Here is a 17142-nt window from a genome sequence, read left to right as displayed (position 1 = left end):
GCTACCGCGCCTCCTGATCGCTGTCCGGGACCCGTGCCGCCCGCGTCGGCGGCAGCTCCGTCCACCGCGGACCCGTTCCGTTGAGCCGGGCCGTGCGCTCGCCCGCGCCGCGCAGCGCGGTGTGCGGCCCGTCCCACAGCGTGCCGTCGGTGCGGTCGCGCGGATCGGGGTCGACCAGCACCACGCCCAGCACCGGGACGTGCTGGTCGGCGAGGTGCCGGGCCACGGTGTGCAGCCAGGCGGTGCCCGCGTGCCCGGCCCGTACGACGAGCACGGTCCGGGTGCCGAGACGGCGCAGGTCGGTCCACGCCGTGCCGGGCGCCACCGAGCCCACGCCGATCCACCGCTCGTGGCGGGGCAGTCCGGCGGCCTCGTCGCCGCCGATCACGGCCGGGTCGTCCGGGCGCGGGCGGCGGCCCGGGAGCCGGGTGCCGGGCAGCCCGTCCACGACGGTCACCGGCCGCCCCCGCTCCGCCAGCGCGCGGGCGAGGTCCACCGCGAGCGCGCTCGCGGTGCGCGCGCAGCCCAGCTCCAGAAGCGACACCGGCTCCGGCGAGCCGTGCACGGTGCGGGCCAGGAACGCGGTGAGCCGTTCGTGCGCCGCCCGGGTCCTGCGGCGCCGTCCGGGGCGGTGGGGCAGCTCCGCGAGCACCGAGGCGCCGAGGTGCGCCGCGATCTCCCGGCGCAGTACGGGGCGGTCGGCCACCACCGCGCCCACGGCGGCCACCGCGAGCCCGAGGGCCAGCCCGAGGACGAGCCCGATCGCGGCGTCGGTGGCGGCGGCCCGGGGCAGGGAGTGCGGCACCGGACGTGCCGCGTCCACGATCTGCGTACCGGCGACGAGCCGGGGCGTGCCGATGCGGGCGTCGGCGGCGCGCTGGCTGAAGTCGGTTATCCGCGAGGTGAGTTCGGCCCGGCGGGCGAAGAGCGACTCCAGGTCGGCCGACTCCTTCGGCCCGCTCTGCGGCGTGCCGTCCCCGATCGCCTTGTTGACCTGGGCGAGTTCGCCCTGCATCCGGTCCCGCTGGTCGAGCAGCGCCTTGGCCTCGGCGGTCGCGGCCTCCTGGATCCGCCGCACGTGGTCGGCGACGAACGCGTCGGCCAGCGCCCCGGCACGGGCCACCGCCTCCGTGTCGCTGGCGCCGGTCACGGTGATCCGCATCAGGTTGTTGGTCAGACCGGCCCCCTGGTAGTCCCGCATGAAGTCCTCCGGCGCCTCGGCGGAGTGCAGGGACTTCAGGGCCGCACCGGCGATCCGTGTGGTGTGCAGCAGCGCGACATCGGTACGGATGAGCGTCCCGGGGTCGTTGGGCTGGTCCTCCTGGTGCGCGACCAGCACCTCGGTCACGGCGGTGGGCGGCGGCGGCCGCAGGACCGCGACCGCCGCACCGGCGAGCAGTCCCAGCAGCGCCAGGGAGCACCACAGACGGCGCCGTCTGCGCACCGCCACCACCAGGGCGTGCAGGTCCAGCAGCGGAGCGGCGGCCGGCGACTCCGCGGTGTTGCTCGTCGTCACCCTCGGCTTCCCTTCGCGTCGTCGCCGGTCGCGGACCCCGTCGCGGCTTCCTTCGGCGGACGTCCGGCGGAGCGTGCCGGACGGGACCGGACCGGGGCGGCGAGGACGACGCCGACGATCTCGTGCCCGGCGTCCGCGCACGCCTCGGCGATGCCCGCCAGCTCGTCCGCGGTCCAGTGGCCCGCGCTGAGCACGACCAGGGCGCCCGACTCGCCGTCGCGGTCCGGCACCAGCGGCCGCGACACGGAGATCCCCACCACCCGCGGCTCGGAGCGTTCCCCGCCCGTGAAGCCCATGAAGCCCGTGAGGCCCGAGGAGCCCGAGGAGCTCAAGGTGCTGGTGAGGCCCGAGGCGCCGGTGAGGCCCGAAGAACCCCTGAAGCCCGGGGAAGCCGGGAAAGCCGCGGACACCGGGGAAGCCGCGGAAGCCGCGGAAGCCAGGGAATCCGGGGCGGCCGGACCGCTCCCGGCCTCGGCGGTGAGCTGCCCGGCGGCCCGGCGGGCGACCTCGTCGCCGTCCGGGACGAGGACCAGCAGCCGCCCGGGGGACGTCAGCCGGTCCTGGAGACGGGCCCACACCCGCCGGTGGCGGATCCGCCGCCCCGCCTCGTCGGCGGCGACCCGCGGCACCGGTACGTCCCACCGGACGTCGGTGCCCAGCACCCGGCGCAGCCGGGCCCGCGCGCCACGGCCGCCCGGCCGGTGCGCCGACCGCTCACCGGGCACGTCGACGGTGCCCAGCAGCGGCGAACCCAGCGCCGCGGCGATCTCCGGCGCGGTGCGCAGCCGACGGCTCATCCGGGCGGCGGCGAGCTGGCCGAGGACCGCGAGCAGGAGGAGGAGCAGCGCCCCGGCGCCCACGAGCTGCCACCGGGTCGGCGGTGCCTCGCCGGACGGCCGGGCCGCCGGGCCCATGACGACCATGGTGGCCTTGCCGGCCGTCGGGTCGGCTTGGTCCAGCTTGGTGATGGCCTCCCGCAGCGAGGTGCGCAGCTTCTCCAGCTCGGTGCGGGTCTGCACGCTCTCCACCGTCCGCCCCGGGTCGGCCGCGTCGGCCAGCTCGGTGATACGGCGGCTGGTCTGCACCACCATCTGCCGCAGCGTGTCGAGCTGCGCCGCCGCGTCGGAGTCGGTACCGGCGTCCACGACGTGCGCGGCGAACGCGACGAACTGCTGGGCCACCTGGTCGGCCAGTTGCTGCGCCCGCTCCGGGGTGGAGGCCGTGCCCGAGATCGTGATGATGTTCCCGTCGGCGGTCCTGGCGCTCACCCGGCGCCGCAGGTCCTTGCCGCCGACCCCGGACCAGTGCAGCGCGGCGGCGGCCCGGTCGGTCACGGCCGAACTGGTCGCGATCTCCTGCTGGGTCAGCAGCTCGCGCTCCTCCCACGCCCCCGGCAGCAGCACCGACGCCGACGTCGTGTAGCGCGGCGGGAACAGCAGGGAGGCGCCGTAACCGGCGAGCGCGCCCAGCACGGTGAGCACGAGGAGCAGCCGCCAGCGGCCACGGAGGATCCGGCCGACCGTGACCAGGCGTATCGTGTCGTCGCTCAACGGCGCGGCCTCCGCCCCGCCCGGAGCGGGCCGCCCTTCGGCGCCGGGGTACGGCCCTCGCAGGCGGCGGCGTAGGCGGCGAGCAGCGCCGCCTGCGAATTCCGCCAGGACAGCGGCCCGTCGATCCGCTCGCGGCCGGTCTTGCCCATCAGATCGCGCTTCTCCGGGTCGTCCAGCAGCTCCGCGACGAGCCGGGCGAACTCGCTCTCGTCGTTGCCGGGCGCGTACACGGCGGCGTCCCCGGCGGAGACCCGTGCCTCCCGGAGGTCGAAGGAGACCACCGGACGGCCCATCACCATGTACTCCAGGACCTTGTTCATGGTCGACACGTCGTTGAGCGGGTTGTGCGGGTCGGGGGAGAGGCACACGTCCGCGGTGCACAGGTAGCGCACCAGATCGGCGTCCGGGACGCGCCCGGTGAACTCCACCCGGTCCGCGAGGCCGAGCCGCCGCGACAGCTCCACCATCGCGTCGAAGGTGTCACCGGCGCCGACGAACACCGCGTGCCAGTCGGTGCGCCCGTGCTCGTCCCGGAGCTTCGCGAGGGCCCGCAGCGCGTAGTCGACGCCGTCCTGCGGGCCCATGACGCCGAGATAGCACAGCAGATGGGGCTTGCCGCGCTTCAGCTCGGGCTCGGGCGGCACGGGCCGGAACCGGTCGGTGTCCGGCGCGCTGCGCACCACGAAGACGTCCGAGGGGCGCCGCCCGCCCCGGCGCACCGCGACGTCCCGGTAGCTCTCGTTGGTGGCCAGCACGATGTCCGCGGCCCGGTAGGTCAGCCGCTCCAGCGCGCACACGGCGCGGTGGAGCAGGTCCTCGCCGCGGCCGAACCGGGACAGATACAGCTCGGGCACCAGGTCGTGCTGGTCGAAGACGAACCGCGCGCCGCGCCGCTTCAGCCACAGCGCGGGCAGGAACAGCAGGTCGGGCGGGTTGCAGGCGTGCACCACATGGACCGGGCCGACCTTGCGGGCCAGCCGGAAGGTGTGCCACAGCGCCGATCCGTACTCCCGCAGATACCCGGCCGGGCCTCCGGTGGCCGCGCGCAGCGGGTAGCGGTGGATCCGCACCCCGTCGATCACCGCCTCCGGCTCGGTGTCCCGCTTGCCGCCCCGGGGGCAGACGACGTGCACCTCCCAGCCCGCGTCGCGCAGGGTCGTGCACTCCTGCCACACCCGCCGGTCGAACGGCACCGACAGGTTCTCCACCAGGATCAGCGCGCGCCGCCCCGGCCGGCCGTGGGCGGATGTGTGGTCGAACGACGTGTCACCAGGCAAGGCCCATGTACCCCGGTTCGGCCCGGCGCGCTTCGGCGTCGGGGAGGTGGACGAGATCGACGATCACCGGGCCGCCGCCACCGCGGGGCAGCGCCGACAGCACGGCCGGGTCCCTGGTGCCGACCAGGCACACCTCGGCGTGGTCGAGGACCTCCTCGACGGAGTCCGCGAGCAGTTGCGCGAGATGCGGCAGCCGGTTCTCGACGTACTCGCGGTTCGCGCCGAGCAGCCGGGACAGGCTCACGTTGGCGTCGTGGATCCGCAGGTCGTAGCCCTTGCCGAAGAGCCGCTCGGCCAGCTCGACGAGCGGGCTCTCGCGCAGGTCGTCGGTGCCGGGCTTGAAGGACAGCCCGAACAGGCCCACCCGGCGTCTGCCGGTGCGTTCCACCAGCTCCACCGCGCGCTGGAGGTGGTCGGCGTTGGAGGGCAGCACATGGGCGAGGATGGGCACCGAGACATCGGCCCGCCGCGCCGCGTGCACCAGGCTGCGCAGGTCCTTGGGCAGGCAGGAGCCGCCGAAGGCGAAGCCGGGCCGCAGATAGGCGGGGCTGATGTTCAGCTTGCGGTCGGCCAGGAACACGTCCATCACCTGGTGCGAGTCGACCCCGAGCGCCTGGCACACCGCGCCGAACTCGTTGGCGAAGCCGATCTTGAGGCCGTGGAAGGCGTTGTCCGCGTACTTGATGGCCTCGGCCGTGGGGACCGGCACCCGGAACACCTCGCCGGGCAGGCCGTCGTAGAGCGCCGCCACCACGTCCCCGGCGGCCGGGTCCAGTTCGCCGATGACGGTCTTGGGCGGGTCGAAGAAGTCCCGCACGCTGGTGCCCTCGCGCAGGAACTCCGGGTTGACCGCGACCCCGACGTCCACCCCGGCCGTGCCGCCGAGGTGCTTCTCCAGGAGGGGCACCAGCAGGTTCAGGCAGGTGCCCGGGAGCATGGTGCTGCGGAACACGACGGTGTGCCGCCCGCCGCGCTCGGCCAGCGCGGCGCCGATCTCCTCGGTGACCCGCTCCAGATAGGTGGTGCACAGGGAGCCGTTGGGCTCCGAGGGGGTGCCCACGCAGACCAGCGACACCTCGCTCTCCCGGACCGCCTCGCGCACGTCGGCGGTGGCGCGCAGCGCTCCGCTCCGTACGACCTCGGCGACCAGTTCGCCGATCCCCTCCTCGACCACCGGGGCCCTGCCGTCGGCGACCAGGTCGACCTTGACCTGGTTCACGTCCACCCCGATGACGTCGTGCCCCATGCGGGCCAGGCACGCGGCCGACACGCAGCCCACGTAGCCGAGCCCGAGAACGCTGACCCTCATGTCCCGTTCCTCCCCCTGGGCAGGCCGTGGCGGCCCGCTCCTCTTGCACCGGCCGGACGGCGGTCGCCGCGCATCAGTAGGCCCCCTGCCCGTAGAGCACCGCACGCAGCGTCTTCCACAAGATCACCGTGTCCAGGGCGAGCGACCAGTCCTCCACGTACCGCAGGTCCAGCCGGACCGCCTCCTCCCACGACAGGTCGCTGCGTCCGCTGATCTGCCACAGGCCGGTGAGACCCGGCTTGACCAGCAGCCGCCGCCGGATGTCCGGGCCGTACGCGGCGGACTCCTCCGGGAGCGGCGGGCGCGGGCCGACGAGCGACATGGATCCGGTGAGCACGTTGAAGAGCTGCGGCAGTTCGTCGACCGAGTAGCGGCGCAGCACCGCTCCCACCCGGGTCACCCGCGGGTCCCGGCGCAGCTTGAACAGCAGTCCCGCGCCCTCGTTGCGGTCGGCCAGCGCGGCGCGTGCGCGGTCGGCGCCGACGACCATGGTGCGGAACTTCAGGATGGTGAACTCGCGGCCGTCCTTGCCGACCCGGCGCTGCCGGTAGAACGCCCCGCCCCGGCTGTCCGCCAGCACGAGCAGTGCGACGGCCGCCATCAGCGGGGCGAACAGCAGCAGCAGGACCGCGGCGCCCAGCCGGTCCACGACGCCCTTGACGGCGCGCCGCCCGCCGGTGAAGGACGGCATGCTGACCCGCAGCAGCGGGATCCCGAGCACCGCGTCGACGTGCAGCCGCGGTCCGGCCACCTCCATCAGCACCGGGGCCACGACCATCTCGGCGTCGCTGCCCTCCAGGTTCCAGGCCAGCCGCTGGAGCCGGTCCGGTGACCAGTGCGGGTCCGGGGTGACCGCCACGACCCGGTAGCCGTCGCGCCGGACATGGCCGGAGACGTCCGCCAGCCGGCCGACGACCGGCACCCCGTCCAGCCGGTCGCCGTCGAGCGTGGGGCCCTGCGTCGTGCACACCGCGTCCACCCGCCAGCCCAGGTGCGGGAACTTGCGGGTGCGGGTGATCAGGTCGCGCACGGTGGCGGGGCTTCCGGCGGCCAGGACCGGCCGCAGGCAGCGCCCTTCCTTGCGCTGCTTGTGCAGCCACAGGCGCAGCAGATACCGCTCGGTCATGGTGATCAGCGCGATGGCGGGAATCGCGACGAAGATCCAGAGTTTGATGTTGCGCGAGGTGAGCGCGATTCCGCCGAGCGCCAGCGCCACGGTCGCCATGAAGAGCGAGCGTCCGAGGCGGCGGAATTCCTCGGCTCCCTGGCCGAGAACCGCCGGTGCCCATGCCCGGCTCACCGCGAGCGAGCCCAGCACCAGCAGTTCGGTGCCGAATGCGAGAATTCCCCATTTCTCGTGCCAGTTGGCCGCGTCCCGGGCCCCGAAGAAGTTGCCGATGGCCGCCACCACGCAGGCGGTGGCCGCGGTGTCACCCGCGATCACGGCACGTCGGTACCGCTGTTCCCAGTCGATGGCGGACTGGCCCAGTGACCCGTCCGCCAGTCGCTCGCGCGCAGACGGAAACGGGCTGACCAATTCCCCTTGCCGCACAGAACCCCCCCAGGTCCGCAGTGGTCCGACGTCGTCGTCGCACACTGTCCGCGGGAGGCCCCCGCCCCCCGCGCCGCGCTGTTCCTCCCCCGGAGAGGCCCCCGCCTCTCCCGCCCCCGCAGCACATCGCGGCTGTTCAAGAGCTGTTCGACTCCTTTCGCACCCCGGAGAACGATCACCTCACGTCTGGTACCGAGGAAACGGCCGCCGGTCTTCCGCGACGCCGTATCCCTTGATCGTCAATGGCCGTACCGAGCACGAACAGCTGAAGCACGGTCAATCTAGACCATCGGGAACGATATGGAGAGAGGGTGTGTGCAATTCGTGCGTGAGCTGCGAGATTTGATGATCGTCGATCGGTATGGCGTTCTGGTGTTCCGATAATGATCTTTTCCGGAGAACGCCTGAAAATGGATCTTGACGGCTCAGGGGCCCCGGCCGTCACGGCTGCCGACCGGGGCCCCGAAGTCACCGGCCGGACTCCTCCTCGGGGGCGGCTCCCTCGGTGTCGTCCTCGTGCGGCAGGACGTACTGCGCGGTCTTCTTCGCCAGGTGGAGGGGGAGCGGGAGCTTCAGTGTCACGTCGTATTCCGGGGCCCGCCGCAGCTGATGGGTCACGGCGGCCCAGGCCCCCGCCTCGGCCGTCCCCTCCTCCGGCACCGCGAGCACGGCGATCTCCAGCGCCGCGGGGTTCCATGCGTGGGTCCCCGTGTCGATGACCGGATCCGGCTCCCGGTCCTCGTCGCCGTCCTCCGGCTTCTTCCGCACCGGGATCCGGGTCGCGATCTTCGAGGCGGTCTTCACGGCGTGCTTGGCCGTGTGGGGCTTCTCGCCGGTGCTGTAGTGGACGCGGTGGTCGCCGGTGGCGTCCGGACGGTGCCACAGACCGCTCGCGAAGCCGTGCTCGTGGGACTCGTCGTCCGGGGCGAACCACTGCGGGGTCTCGTCGGACATGTCGTCGCGCACCCGCACATGGCACAGCCGCTCGCCGTACAGGGAGATGTGCTGGGCCGGGTTGGCTCCGAACTGAAGTGCGTCCGGGATCAGCCGGCCGTTGGTCAGCCACGGCCAGTGCAGCCGCGCGTTCTGGGCGTGGGAGAGCAGCAGGACGTTCCGGCCGCGCAGACTGTAGAGCATCGACCGTACGAACTGCGCCGTCCGCGCCCGCTGCTCCTCCAGGTCGGGGACCCAGGGCGTGGTGCGCCGCTCATCGCCGCTCGTGGCCCCGGCGGCGGGAATCCCCGTGTCCTCGGTCTCCTCCCCCTCCGCTGCCGTCCCGTCCTCCTCCGCTGCCGTCCCGTCGGCGTCCGGGCCCTCGTCGTCGGTGTCATCGACGTCCTCGAACTGCTGGTACGTTCCCGGGACTTCGGCGTGGCGGGCCAGGGAGAGCAGCAGCTTCCGGTAGGGGATCCAGTCCCCGCTCTCCGGATCCCAGCCCGTGACCGAACCGTCGGCGGCGCTCACCCGGACCGCGACGGGCACGGTCCGGCGGGTGTACGTCGGGCCGTCGGCGCGGCGCTTCACCAGCCACAGCGCGACGTGGTCCAGGTCGGCGGGCACATCGTCCGCGCTGTGCTCCGGGACGGTGCACGAGCCCAGTTGCCGGAAGACGTGCGACCAGGTCTGACGGGCGCGGTGAGCGATGTTCTTCCTCGTGGCGGTACCCCGCTTCGAGCTGGGCACGGTGATGAACTTCGTCAGCCGTCCGGCGTCGGCGTAGCCGAGGCGCGCGGCGAACTTGGGATCCACGATGCCGGGCCGGTAGGAGTCCGGGTGGGCGATCTCGACCACGACCGCCTGGACGTCCGGGCGGCCGTCCCGCCCGCACAGCCCGGCGATCTCCCGCCGTCGTGCGCCGATCGCCGAGGCGAGGTGCTTGCGCCGCGGCCGGCCGTCCGGGAAGTCGAGCCGGGCGGCGACGAAGGAGGCGTCCTCCAGGTACAGACGCACCTCCAGGTGCGGTGTCGACCACGCGCGCACCGCGCCCGTCCCACCCGCTCCGTCCAGGCCGAGGAGGTCCGCCAACTGCTCGACCAGCGCGTCACGGGTGCGCGGGTTCTGCCATCGCGCCTCCACGACCAGCGGCGCGCCGCCGAGCGTCCGTGCCAGGGCGAGGCGCCGCTCCTGCCGTCGCGCGTGCGTCAACTCCTCCTTCTTGAGCGCCCGTTCCTCCTTCGTCCGGCCCGTCGGGGATTTCGGCAGGTTCCGCGGCAGGACGGGGTGACGGCTGCGGGTGAAGTCGTCCAGGCGGGTGAGACGCGGGGCGAACGCCTCGGCCGCCCAGTCGGTGAGCGGGGAACGGTCGCGCGGCATGAGGCCGGTTCCGACGCCGTGTCCGCCCATGGACGTCGCGTGCACGACACCGATCTGGACGCCGTCCTTCCCCGACATCCAGACGTCAGGGTCCTCCCGCACGGTCGCGGCGTCCGGCAGCCCGTGGGAGAAGCGGAGGCGGCCGAGCATCCCCTCGGGGCCGCCGCGCGCCCACTCGGTCGAGTCGGTGCGGCGGTCGCTGATCATCCGGCTCACCGCCAGGCGACCGGTCCCCGGCGTCTGCGCCAACCACGGATCCCGGCCGAGCAGATACGCCGACACCGACCGCCGGAAGGGCATCGGAACGGGACCGCCGGTACGCCATCGGCGCACCCCCGTGGCGACATGGAGGCGGAAGTCGGAGAAGGGCACGGTCTGCACGGTGAGCGCGACGACGAACGAGAACTTCCACCAGGCTCCGTCGTCGTCCTGGTGGTCCCGGGGCGGCCAGGACACGAGCTCCGCCCCCCGCGTGGTCGCGGCGATGCGGAACTCCATCTCGACGCCCTCGAAGCGGTACGGATCCAGCCGGGTGATGTCCTGCGCGAGGGCGTCCGGCAGGAGCTGGTGGACCAGCGCGTCCGGTTCGAAGGTGCCGCCGGGCGTCGTACGGCCCGAGAAGAGGTCCACCTCCTGCGGCTGCCAGCTCAGTCCGGCCACGTCCAGCGACGCGCCGAGTTCCACGGCCCGCTCGGTGATCTCCGGATGTTCCGCGCGCGTGCGGGGCGGGTGCAGGTCGCGGATCCAGGAGTGGATCAACTGGCGCATGACGGGGACCGGCAGCGGGTCGTACGCGTACAGCCAGGGGGTGTCGTCGTGCAGTGTGGCCTTGCGGGCCACGCACAGGAGTTCGGGAGCCACCGCGCGGATGACCTCGTTCAGGCGGCGGACCGGTACCTGGTTGATCTTCTGCGGTTCGCGTCTGCCGATCCGGTAGAAGTCCAGCACTTCCTTGCGCCAGGCGGCGGGGAACGCGAGACCGTGCGGCCGGCGGACGAACTCGGCGCCGCGGACGCGTTCGAAGGCCGCGAGCCGGATCGTGGAGTAGGAGGGCATGGGGAATCCCTTCGTGTTCTCGGGTGACGGGCCCTGTCCGCGGCTCAGCCGCGCGGGTCCGGGCCGGACGGGACGAGTCCGGTGAGGGCGGCGTGCAAGGGCTCGTACAGGGCTTTGACGAGCGCCCGGTCGAGCGCGGTCACCGGAGTACCGTCGGCGGTGGTGGCGTCTCCCGGCGACGGGGCGAGGTACGGGTCCAGCACGTGCCGCATGGCGAGGAGCAGACTGGTGTGCCAGGTGTCCGGCAGCTTCTTGCGCGCGGCCGCCCGGCTGGCGAACGGGGCGTCCACGAAGACGACCCGGGCCGGGACACCGCCGCGTACGAGCCGGCCGATGACCTGCCAGATGACGACGAGCTGGTCCCAGGTGAACGAGATCTTCTCCTCCTCGTTCAGCCGGCTCCAGGCCGGCGGATGGTTGAGGAGATACCGCCAGCGCGCGCGGGCCCGGGTCCGGAACTCCGCCCCGGCCTCGTCAAGACCCGGCTGCGCGCGGACGAACTCCGCGAAGCTGCCGTCCCGTTGCATACGCGCCACCCAGTCGTTCACGGCCTGCACGGCCAGGGCGATGTCGTCGGGGCGCGGGTGGGGCCGGGCCAGGAAGAACACCGAGCCGATCGCGGCGACTCCCCGGTCGAGGATGTTGTGGCCGCGCTCGACGGCGAGGAGCGGCGCGACGAGGATCTGCGTCCCGGTCGAGGCGAAGTTCGCCACGTCACCGCGGCGCAGGGCCACCACCGCCCCGCCGTCGGGCCCCGTGTCCGGGCCCGAGTGCCACTCGTGCTCCTGTTCCGCGTCGTCGGAGATCAGGCGGCACACCTTCCCGGCCCAGCGCGGGATGCGGTTGAGGATCTCCGCCGCGCGGCGCGCCTCGTCGTAGGAGCCGGTGAGGACGAGGAGCCGGCCGCGCCGCTCGTCGTCGTCCAGGGCGGCGAGCTCCCGTTCGAACACACTGGGCTTGCCGTCGGCGGAGCGGCGGGCCAGCTGGTCCAGCATGTGTTCGAGAGCGAGGGGACGCAGATGGGGCTTGGCGCCGGACAGCCTGAGCGGCCTGCCGTCGGGACCGGTCAGGAAACATGTGCGGAACACCGTCCGCTTGATGGCCTCACGCTCCGCGGGCGGGGGCTTGAGCAGTGCGCCGACCTCGGTGAGCACATGGAAGCGGGTGGACCGGCCGGCCCAGCTGGTCCCCGACATGAGCAGCACGTTCGGCCCGGGGAGGCCGTCGGCGAGGGTGAGATCGGGCAGGTGCAGAAGCAGCTCGCGGCCGCTGCCCGCACAGCGGAAGAAGCGCAGTTCGCCGCTGCGCAGCCGGCCCAGGCCCGCGTTCTCGGGGAGGAACTGGAAGCCGAGGATGTTGCCCATGGGGGATTCGGGGACCAGCGGACGGTAGTCCTCCGGCGGACGCCGGGACAGTACGTTGCTGGACGCCTCGAAGTTGAGGGCCGCCTCGATCCGCGGCCACATCTCGGTCAGCTGGTCGAGCCGGGTGTGCAGGGCGGACAGGAGCAGGGTGAACTCGAAGCGCAGCACCTGCTCCGAGACGCTGCTCCGCGCCCTGGACACGGCATCGCCCGCCAGCGCGAGCAGTTCCCGCTCGACGAGGCGGCGGGCGTTGCGGGGGCGCATGGTGTGCAGGAGCTGGCGGGTGAGCCGCACCAGTGCGTCGGCCCGGGGGTCGTCGTGCTCCCGGTCGCCGAGCGGGTCGTCCCGGAACGCGTCGAGGACGGTCACGACCCCGTCGCGGCCCGTGCCGCCCGCCGCGCCCGCCGGACCCGGCACGTCCGGTTTCCGGGCCCCGGCCGCCTCCGCCTCGTCGTCCTCGTCGGCGATCCGGCCGATCTCCTCGTCCCATTCGGGGGTGGGGCGGTCGGGGGTGTCGGCGGCGTCGGTGTCGGCGTCGGACGGGCTGCCGAACCATTCCGCGACCAGTTTGTACTGGAGGGTCCAGGAGCTGAAGTAGTCGGACTCGACCCATGAGCGCAGGCTCTTGTGGCGCAGCAGCATGTGATAGATGCGGTCGGCGGCGACCGTCACCGTGTGCAGGGCGGCGGTCCACTGCATGACGATGGAGTCGGACAACTGGATGCGCCCGCCCCGCGCCAGCTCGTCGATCTTGTGCCGGTGGATCTCGTCCAGCCACGAGTTGGGCGCGCGCCCCGTGAGCACGGCGGCGGGCGCGAACATGGTGTCCAGCTGCATCTGCACCCGGTCGGCCTCGTCGACGATGATCACATCGCTTCTGCGGCAGGCGAGTTCGAGGAAGCGGACGCGCTCCTCGTTCTGGTGGGCGGGCACGGCGCTGTGCACCAGCGCCGCGGGGGTGGCGATCCAGATGTCCGCCGTGACCAGCTCGCGGGTGCCGTGATGACGCGGGCACCTGTTCCACAGGGGGCAGCCGTGCCGCTTGCGCAGGTTCGGCGCCTGGCCGTGCTCCGACTCGTCGACGGCCAGGGCGGTCAGCGGGCGCCGGGGCGGACGGCACTTCGGCGGGAACAGCTGGGTGCAGGGCGCGTCGCGGTGGGCGAGCGGCTCCGCCGCCTCCACTCCGCGCAGTGCGTCGAGGGGGCAGGCGGTGCTGAGGTAGTCGAAGCTCAGCGCGTCGTGGGTGAGCAGGGACGTCCCGTCGTCCTGGGCGGCCAGGCGGCGGTGGGTGCGCTGGAGATGCTGTTCTCGTGTGGTCGCTCCCAGCACGGGGGCGGCCCGGAGACCGAGCGCGGAGAACAGGGACGTCAGGTGCAGGGCTTCGGCGACGTCACCCACGACCAGGGTGACCCGCTTGTCATGGGTGGCGGCCCAGACCGCGAGGATGTCGCGAAGCGTGCTCTTCCCGGCCCCGACCATCCCGAGGAGATGGAGCATCCGGTCGATCCGCAGCATCCTCCTCTCCGGCACGAAGTCGTCCGACTCGGTGTCCCGGACGAACAGTTCGACCCTTTCCAGCCTGCGGCGCCAGTCGCCCCCGTCGGGATTCCCGGGTCCGCGCAGCTTCTCCTCCATCCGCACGGCGGTCGCGACGAGTTCGTCCCAGGGGACCTCCAGGGGCTTGCCGTCCGAGGCCGCGGCTCGTCCGAGGGCATGCCCGGCGCTCTCCTCGGCGGGCAGTTCCTCGGGGAGCACCACCGAGGTCCACGCCTGGCCCTCCAGGAAGCGCCAGCCGCCGGGTTCGGCCGGCGGCAGTGTCCGTGTCCGGTACGGCGGGGCGTCGGCGAGCGCACGGGCGTAGACGGCCCATCGGCCGTGCGCGACCGACACGTTGCGGCGCCGGGGCGGGTCGTCCCCGCTGTCGAGGTCGTATCCGCGCAGCTCGGGCGGGAGGGACAGATAGGCGTCGAGGGACTGGGCCCAGATCCGGCGCCGCCGCAGGGGCCACAGCAGATGCCGTCCGATCCGCAGCATGCGCTGCTCCTCGGGCGTGCGGGCATGGCCGAGGGCCGAGGCGAAGGGATACCCGCCGAAGAGGGTCCACCCCGCCTGGGCGGGATGGCCCGGCAGCAGGCGCTCCACCAGGTGGAGCCCCAACTCGACCTCGCACAGCCGGGACGCGCCCAGCTCCGGATCGGCGTCGTCCGCGAAGTGGGGAGCGAACTCCTGGATGAGGTCGCCGCGCCACTGCATGCGGTCACGCATGGTCGTCCTCCGGTCGGTCGTCGTCCACGGCTCCGCCGCGGGTCTCTTCGAGAGCGGCGCGCACCCTCGTCATGAACTGCCGGTGGCTGACCACGGTGGTGCGACGCCGCACGTCGGGGTCCAGGAAGCGGCGGACCACGGCCACGTAGTCCCGGCGCAGGGCTGTCCTGTGGTCGGGGACGACGAGGAAGGCCCGGTCGTGCGGTGGCCTGTCCGGCAGGAGCAGGGCGTTGCGTCCGAGCAGCGCCGGATTCGCCCAGTCCTTGACGTCCACGGCCCACACCCGTCCGTCCGGCAGGGTGATCCGCAGGTCGTACGCGTCGTAGTCCGGCCACAGCTCGGGGGTGAGGCCGAGGCGTGTCAGGGCCCGCTCCAGGCGCAGCTCGGCGAAGCCCGGGGCGGTGACGAACAGGCGCAGCGGCCTGGTGAGCAGGAGTACGCCACCGCCCTCGGCCTCCGCGTACGCGTGGCCCACGGGAGCGTCCCCCTTGTGCCGGCAGCGCGCGTTCTCGCACCACCAGCCACCGTCGCGCATCGGCGCGAGCAGGGTCCGGCAGCGTCGGCACAAGGTGAACCGGCCGCCCCGTACCCAGCCGACCGGGGCGGGCAGGTAGATCTGCCGGAGGAGCCCGTCCAGTGGGGTGAAGGCCGGTTCCAGCGAGATCTCGGCGGCCTTGTCCCGGGTGAGCACGGGGTGTTCGACGAGCAGGCGCCGGAAGGCGACATAGCTCGCCGGGGCGTTCGCCAGGCGGCAGCGGTCCATCGCCAGGGCGATCAGGGCGCGGTCGATCTGTTCGGTGGCCGAGTCCGGCCGGTCCACGGCCCACTCGTAGCACAGGTCGGTGGGGACGCAGGCGTCCTTGTCGATCAGTCTGTCCTCCGGGGCCGCCAGACCGTCGGGGAGGTCGAGCGGCCATTCCGTCACGGGGCGCCGTCGGCACCAGATGAGCAGGTCGCTGACGCTCAGGGGCGGGTCGGCGCCGCGCAGCAGACAGGCCAGCGCGGTGCGGTCGAGGGCCCGTTGCGCCTCGGCCGGATACGGGAGGGTGAAGGTGCCCAGCCCGGTCAGGGCGTCCAGGTCGAGGACGGCGGTCGCCACGGTGCGCAGCAGGGTGAGTCCGTCGTGCGGGACGAGGGGGGAGCGGGCGGCGCCCGCGGCGGTGCGCGTCACCGCGGCTCCCCGAAGGCAGCCGCACCCGAGGACGGTGGTACGGCCGGGCACCAGCGGGCCACCTCGCAGCGGGCGCAGTGCTTCCCCGGCCTCGGCGCCGAGATGGCGTCCCGGTGCCACGGGGCGGCGAGGCCGTGGATCACCCGCCGGGCGGTGGCGACCCGGTCGGCCTGGCGGGGCGAGACGAGTTCCAGGTCGGAGCCGGTCGGCCGCAGGACCTCCACCTCGACGCGCGAGCGGCGCACGTCGCCGCCGAACACGCCCTGTGCCAGCAGCACCAGGGCGAGCGCCGCCTGCGGGTACCGCTCCAGGACGTCCTCGTCACCCCGCGGCGCGCGGTATCTGGTGCTCTTGATCTCCCGCCACACCACCGCTCCGCCGCTGCGGTAGACGAGATCGGGCTTGGCGACGAGGACGACGTCGGCCTCCGGGTCCTGGAAGGCGAGGAGCCGTTCCGCGATCACCGGCGCCTCCGGATCGGCGTGCCGCAGCGGGCACACGGCGGCATGGCGGCCGATCAGCCGGGCCCCGAGTTCGGCGTCGGCGCCGGTCAGGTGCCAGCCGTCGGCCTCCCAGTCCGTCGGGTCGGCGGGCGCGTCGGCGGGTGTGCAGGGGCGCCGGGGCGTCCGCTCGTGCATGCGCTGGAGCCAGGCGTGCACGGCGTGCCCCCGTGTCACATGGCGGTCGTGCTCAAGGCTCTCGTCGTACGGCAGGTGGAGGCGCCGCAGATGCTCCTGGGCCGGGCACTTCGCGTACCGGCGCAGATCCGTGACGGACAGGGTGCGGCGGGGGCGGGAGACATCCGCGACGCCGAGGACGCCGGGGGCACGCGGCAGGTCGGGGCAGGAGGCGGTCAGCCGGCAGGCCGCGCAGCCGGGCCCCGGTCGCCGGTGCACGGCGTCGACGGTGGCCCGCAGCCGGGGTGCGGCGAGCCGGCGGTACGCGGCCTCCGCCTCCTCGGGAGTCCCGTCGAACAGCGGTTCACCGACCGAGCCGTCCAGACACCCGATCTCCACGACCCGGATCCGCCGGGGCGCGGTGACGTCCTGCACCTCGTGCTCGTCCCCCCACCGGGCGGGCTCCGCCGCACGGCCGCCGTAGGCGGCGACGTACGCCGCCATGGCGGTCTCCGCCGGATCCCGCCCGGCCCGTGGGCGTCCCCCGCGGCGCACCGACCCGAACCTGAGGAGCCGCAGCTCGCACACCGTCCGCTCGCGGTCGGCGTAGCACCGTCCCCACGCCCGGAGTTCGTACACCGTGCGACCGCCACCGGAGCCGGCCGGTGTACGCGTCTGCCTGACCCAGTATTTGTGGTCGGGCAGCAACCGCCCTTCCGGATCAAGTGATTCCGCCGCGGCCAGGTACTGCGCCGCGGCATGCTCGGCGAAGCGCTCCAGACCCGGGTGGGACGGGCGCACCCGGGCCGGATCGTCGCGGATCCGGCCGAACTCCAGGAGATCGAGCCTGCGCATCACGGGGGCGAGGGCGAACGTCTCCAGGTCGTCCGGCTTGTAGGGAGTACGGTGCGCGGCTCGGAGACGGGGCCGGGCCTTGACGGCGCGCAGCGTGGGGCAGTCCTCCGCCCCCTCCTTCGCGCCTCCGGCGAACACCCTGATCAGGCGGGGGTCACCGGTGAGTCCTACGGGCAGCGGCCAGTCGGTCACTCTCTCTCCTCATCTGTTCCCCTGTGAACAACATTCACGGGATGCTACTCACTGCTACCATCCGTGTACGGACGTTCCGTCAGATCCCAGGCACAGGGCGGTTCT

Annotated in this window: 9 protein-coding genes; all 9 read right to left on the bottom strand. The window is 73.4% G+C overall.

Annotation, left to right across the window (positions count from 1 at the left end; genetic code table 11):
- Window position 1: 1 nt before the first annotated feature.
- Window positions 2-1516 (bottom strand): Wzz/FepE/Etk N-terminal domain-containing protein, encoded by a 1515-nt coding sequence (locus ACWDYF_RS17205; RefSeq protein WP_389468579.1) that lies wholly within the window; start codon window positions 1514-1516, stop codon window positions 2-4.
- The gene (locus tag ACWDYF_RS17200; protein WP_389468576.1) at window positions 1513-3066 is read right to left on the bottom strand and encodes a Wzz/FepE/Etk N-terminal domain-containing protein; all 1554 of its coding nucleotides are present in this window, start codon (window positions 3064-3066) and stop codon (window positions 1513-1515) included. Before ACWDYF_RS17200 ends, ACWDYF_RS17205 begins: the two co-directional genes overlap by 4 nt.
- Window positions 3063-4343, bottom strand: coding sequence for a glycosyltransferase family 4 protein (locus tag ACWDYF_RS17195; protein ID WP_389468573.1), 1281 nt, complete (start codon window positions 4341-4343; stop codon window positions 3063-3065). The genes ACWDYF_RS17200 and ACWDYF_RS17195 overlap by 4 nt, the downstream gene beginning before the upstream one ends.
- Window positions 4333-5652 (bottom strand): nucleotide sugar dehydrogenase, encoded by a 1320-nt coding sequence (locus ACWDYF_RS17190; protein WP_381739647.1) that lies wholly within the window; start codon window positions 5650-5652, stop codon window positions 4333-4335. Before ACWDYF_RS17190 ends, ACWDYF_RS17195 begins: the two co-directional genes overlap by 11 nt.
- A 73-nt stretch (window positions 5653-5725) precedes the next feature.
- Entirely contained in the window at window positions 5726-7204 is a 1479-nt protein-coding gene (locus ACWDYF_RS17185) for a sugar transferase (RefSeq protein WP_389468568.1), read from the bottom strand.
- Between the two features lie 468 nt (window positions 7205-7672).
- Window positions 7673-10573: a pPIWI_RE module domain-containing protein gene (locus ACWDYF_RS17180; RefSeq protein WP_389468565.1), complete on the bottom strand. Its 2901-nt coding sequence runs from the start codon at window positions 10571-10573 to the stop codon at window positions 7673-7675.
- A gap of 44 nt (window positions 10574-10617) precedes the next feature.
- The gene (locus ACWDYF_RS17175) at window positions 10618-14202 is read right to left on the bottom strand and encodes a pPIWI_RE_Z domain-containing protein (protein WP_389468562.1); all 3585 of its coding nucleotides are present in this window, start codon (window positions 14200-14202) and stop codon (window positions 10618-10620) included.
- Complete coding sequence (locus ACWDYF_RS17170; protein WP_389468558.1) at window positions 14195-15373, bottom strand: pPIWI_RE_Y domain-containing protein; 1179 nt, start codon at window positions 15371-15373, stop codon at window positions 14195-14197. The genes ACWDYF_RS17175 and ACWDYF_RS17170 overlap by 8 nt, the downstream gene beginning before the upstream one ends.
- Window positions 15370-17037 carry a PD-(D/E)XK nuclease family protein gene (locus tag ACWDYF_RS17165; protein WP_389468553.1) on the bottom strand — a complete coding sequence of 556 codons (1668 nt, stop codon included), beginning with the start codon at window positions 17035-17037 and terminating at the stop codon, window positions 15370-15372. Before ACWDYF_RS17165 ends, ACWDYF_RS17170 begins: the two co-directional genes overlap by 4 nt.
- Window positions 17038-17142 lie beyond the last annotated feature (105 nt).

The organism is Streptomyces sp. NPDC003284, from assembly GCF_053589675.1.
Note: the sequence above shows the minus strand (reverse complement) of the source record. Positions and strands in the feature narration are given on the sequence as shown.

Bases quoted from the DNA above. Each gene is read 5' to 3' on its own strand.
- ACWDYF_RS17190 (WP_381739647.1), bottom strand. From the start codon at position 5,652: ATGAGGGTCAGCGTTCTCGGGCTCGGCTACGTGGGCTGCGTGTCGGCC.
- ACWDYF_RS17180 (WP_389468565.1), bottom strand. From the start codon at position 10,573: ATGCCCTCCTACTCCACGATCCGGCTCGCGGCCTTCGAACGCGTCCGC.
- ACWDYF_RS17175 (WP_389468562.1), bottom strand. From the start codon at position 14,202: ATGCGTGACCGCATGCAGTGGCGCGGCGACCTCATCCAGGAGTTCGCT.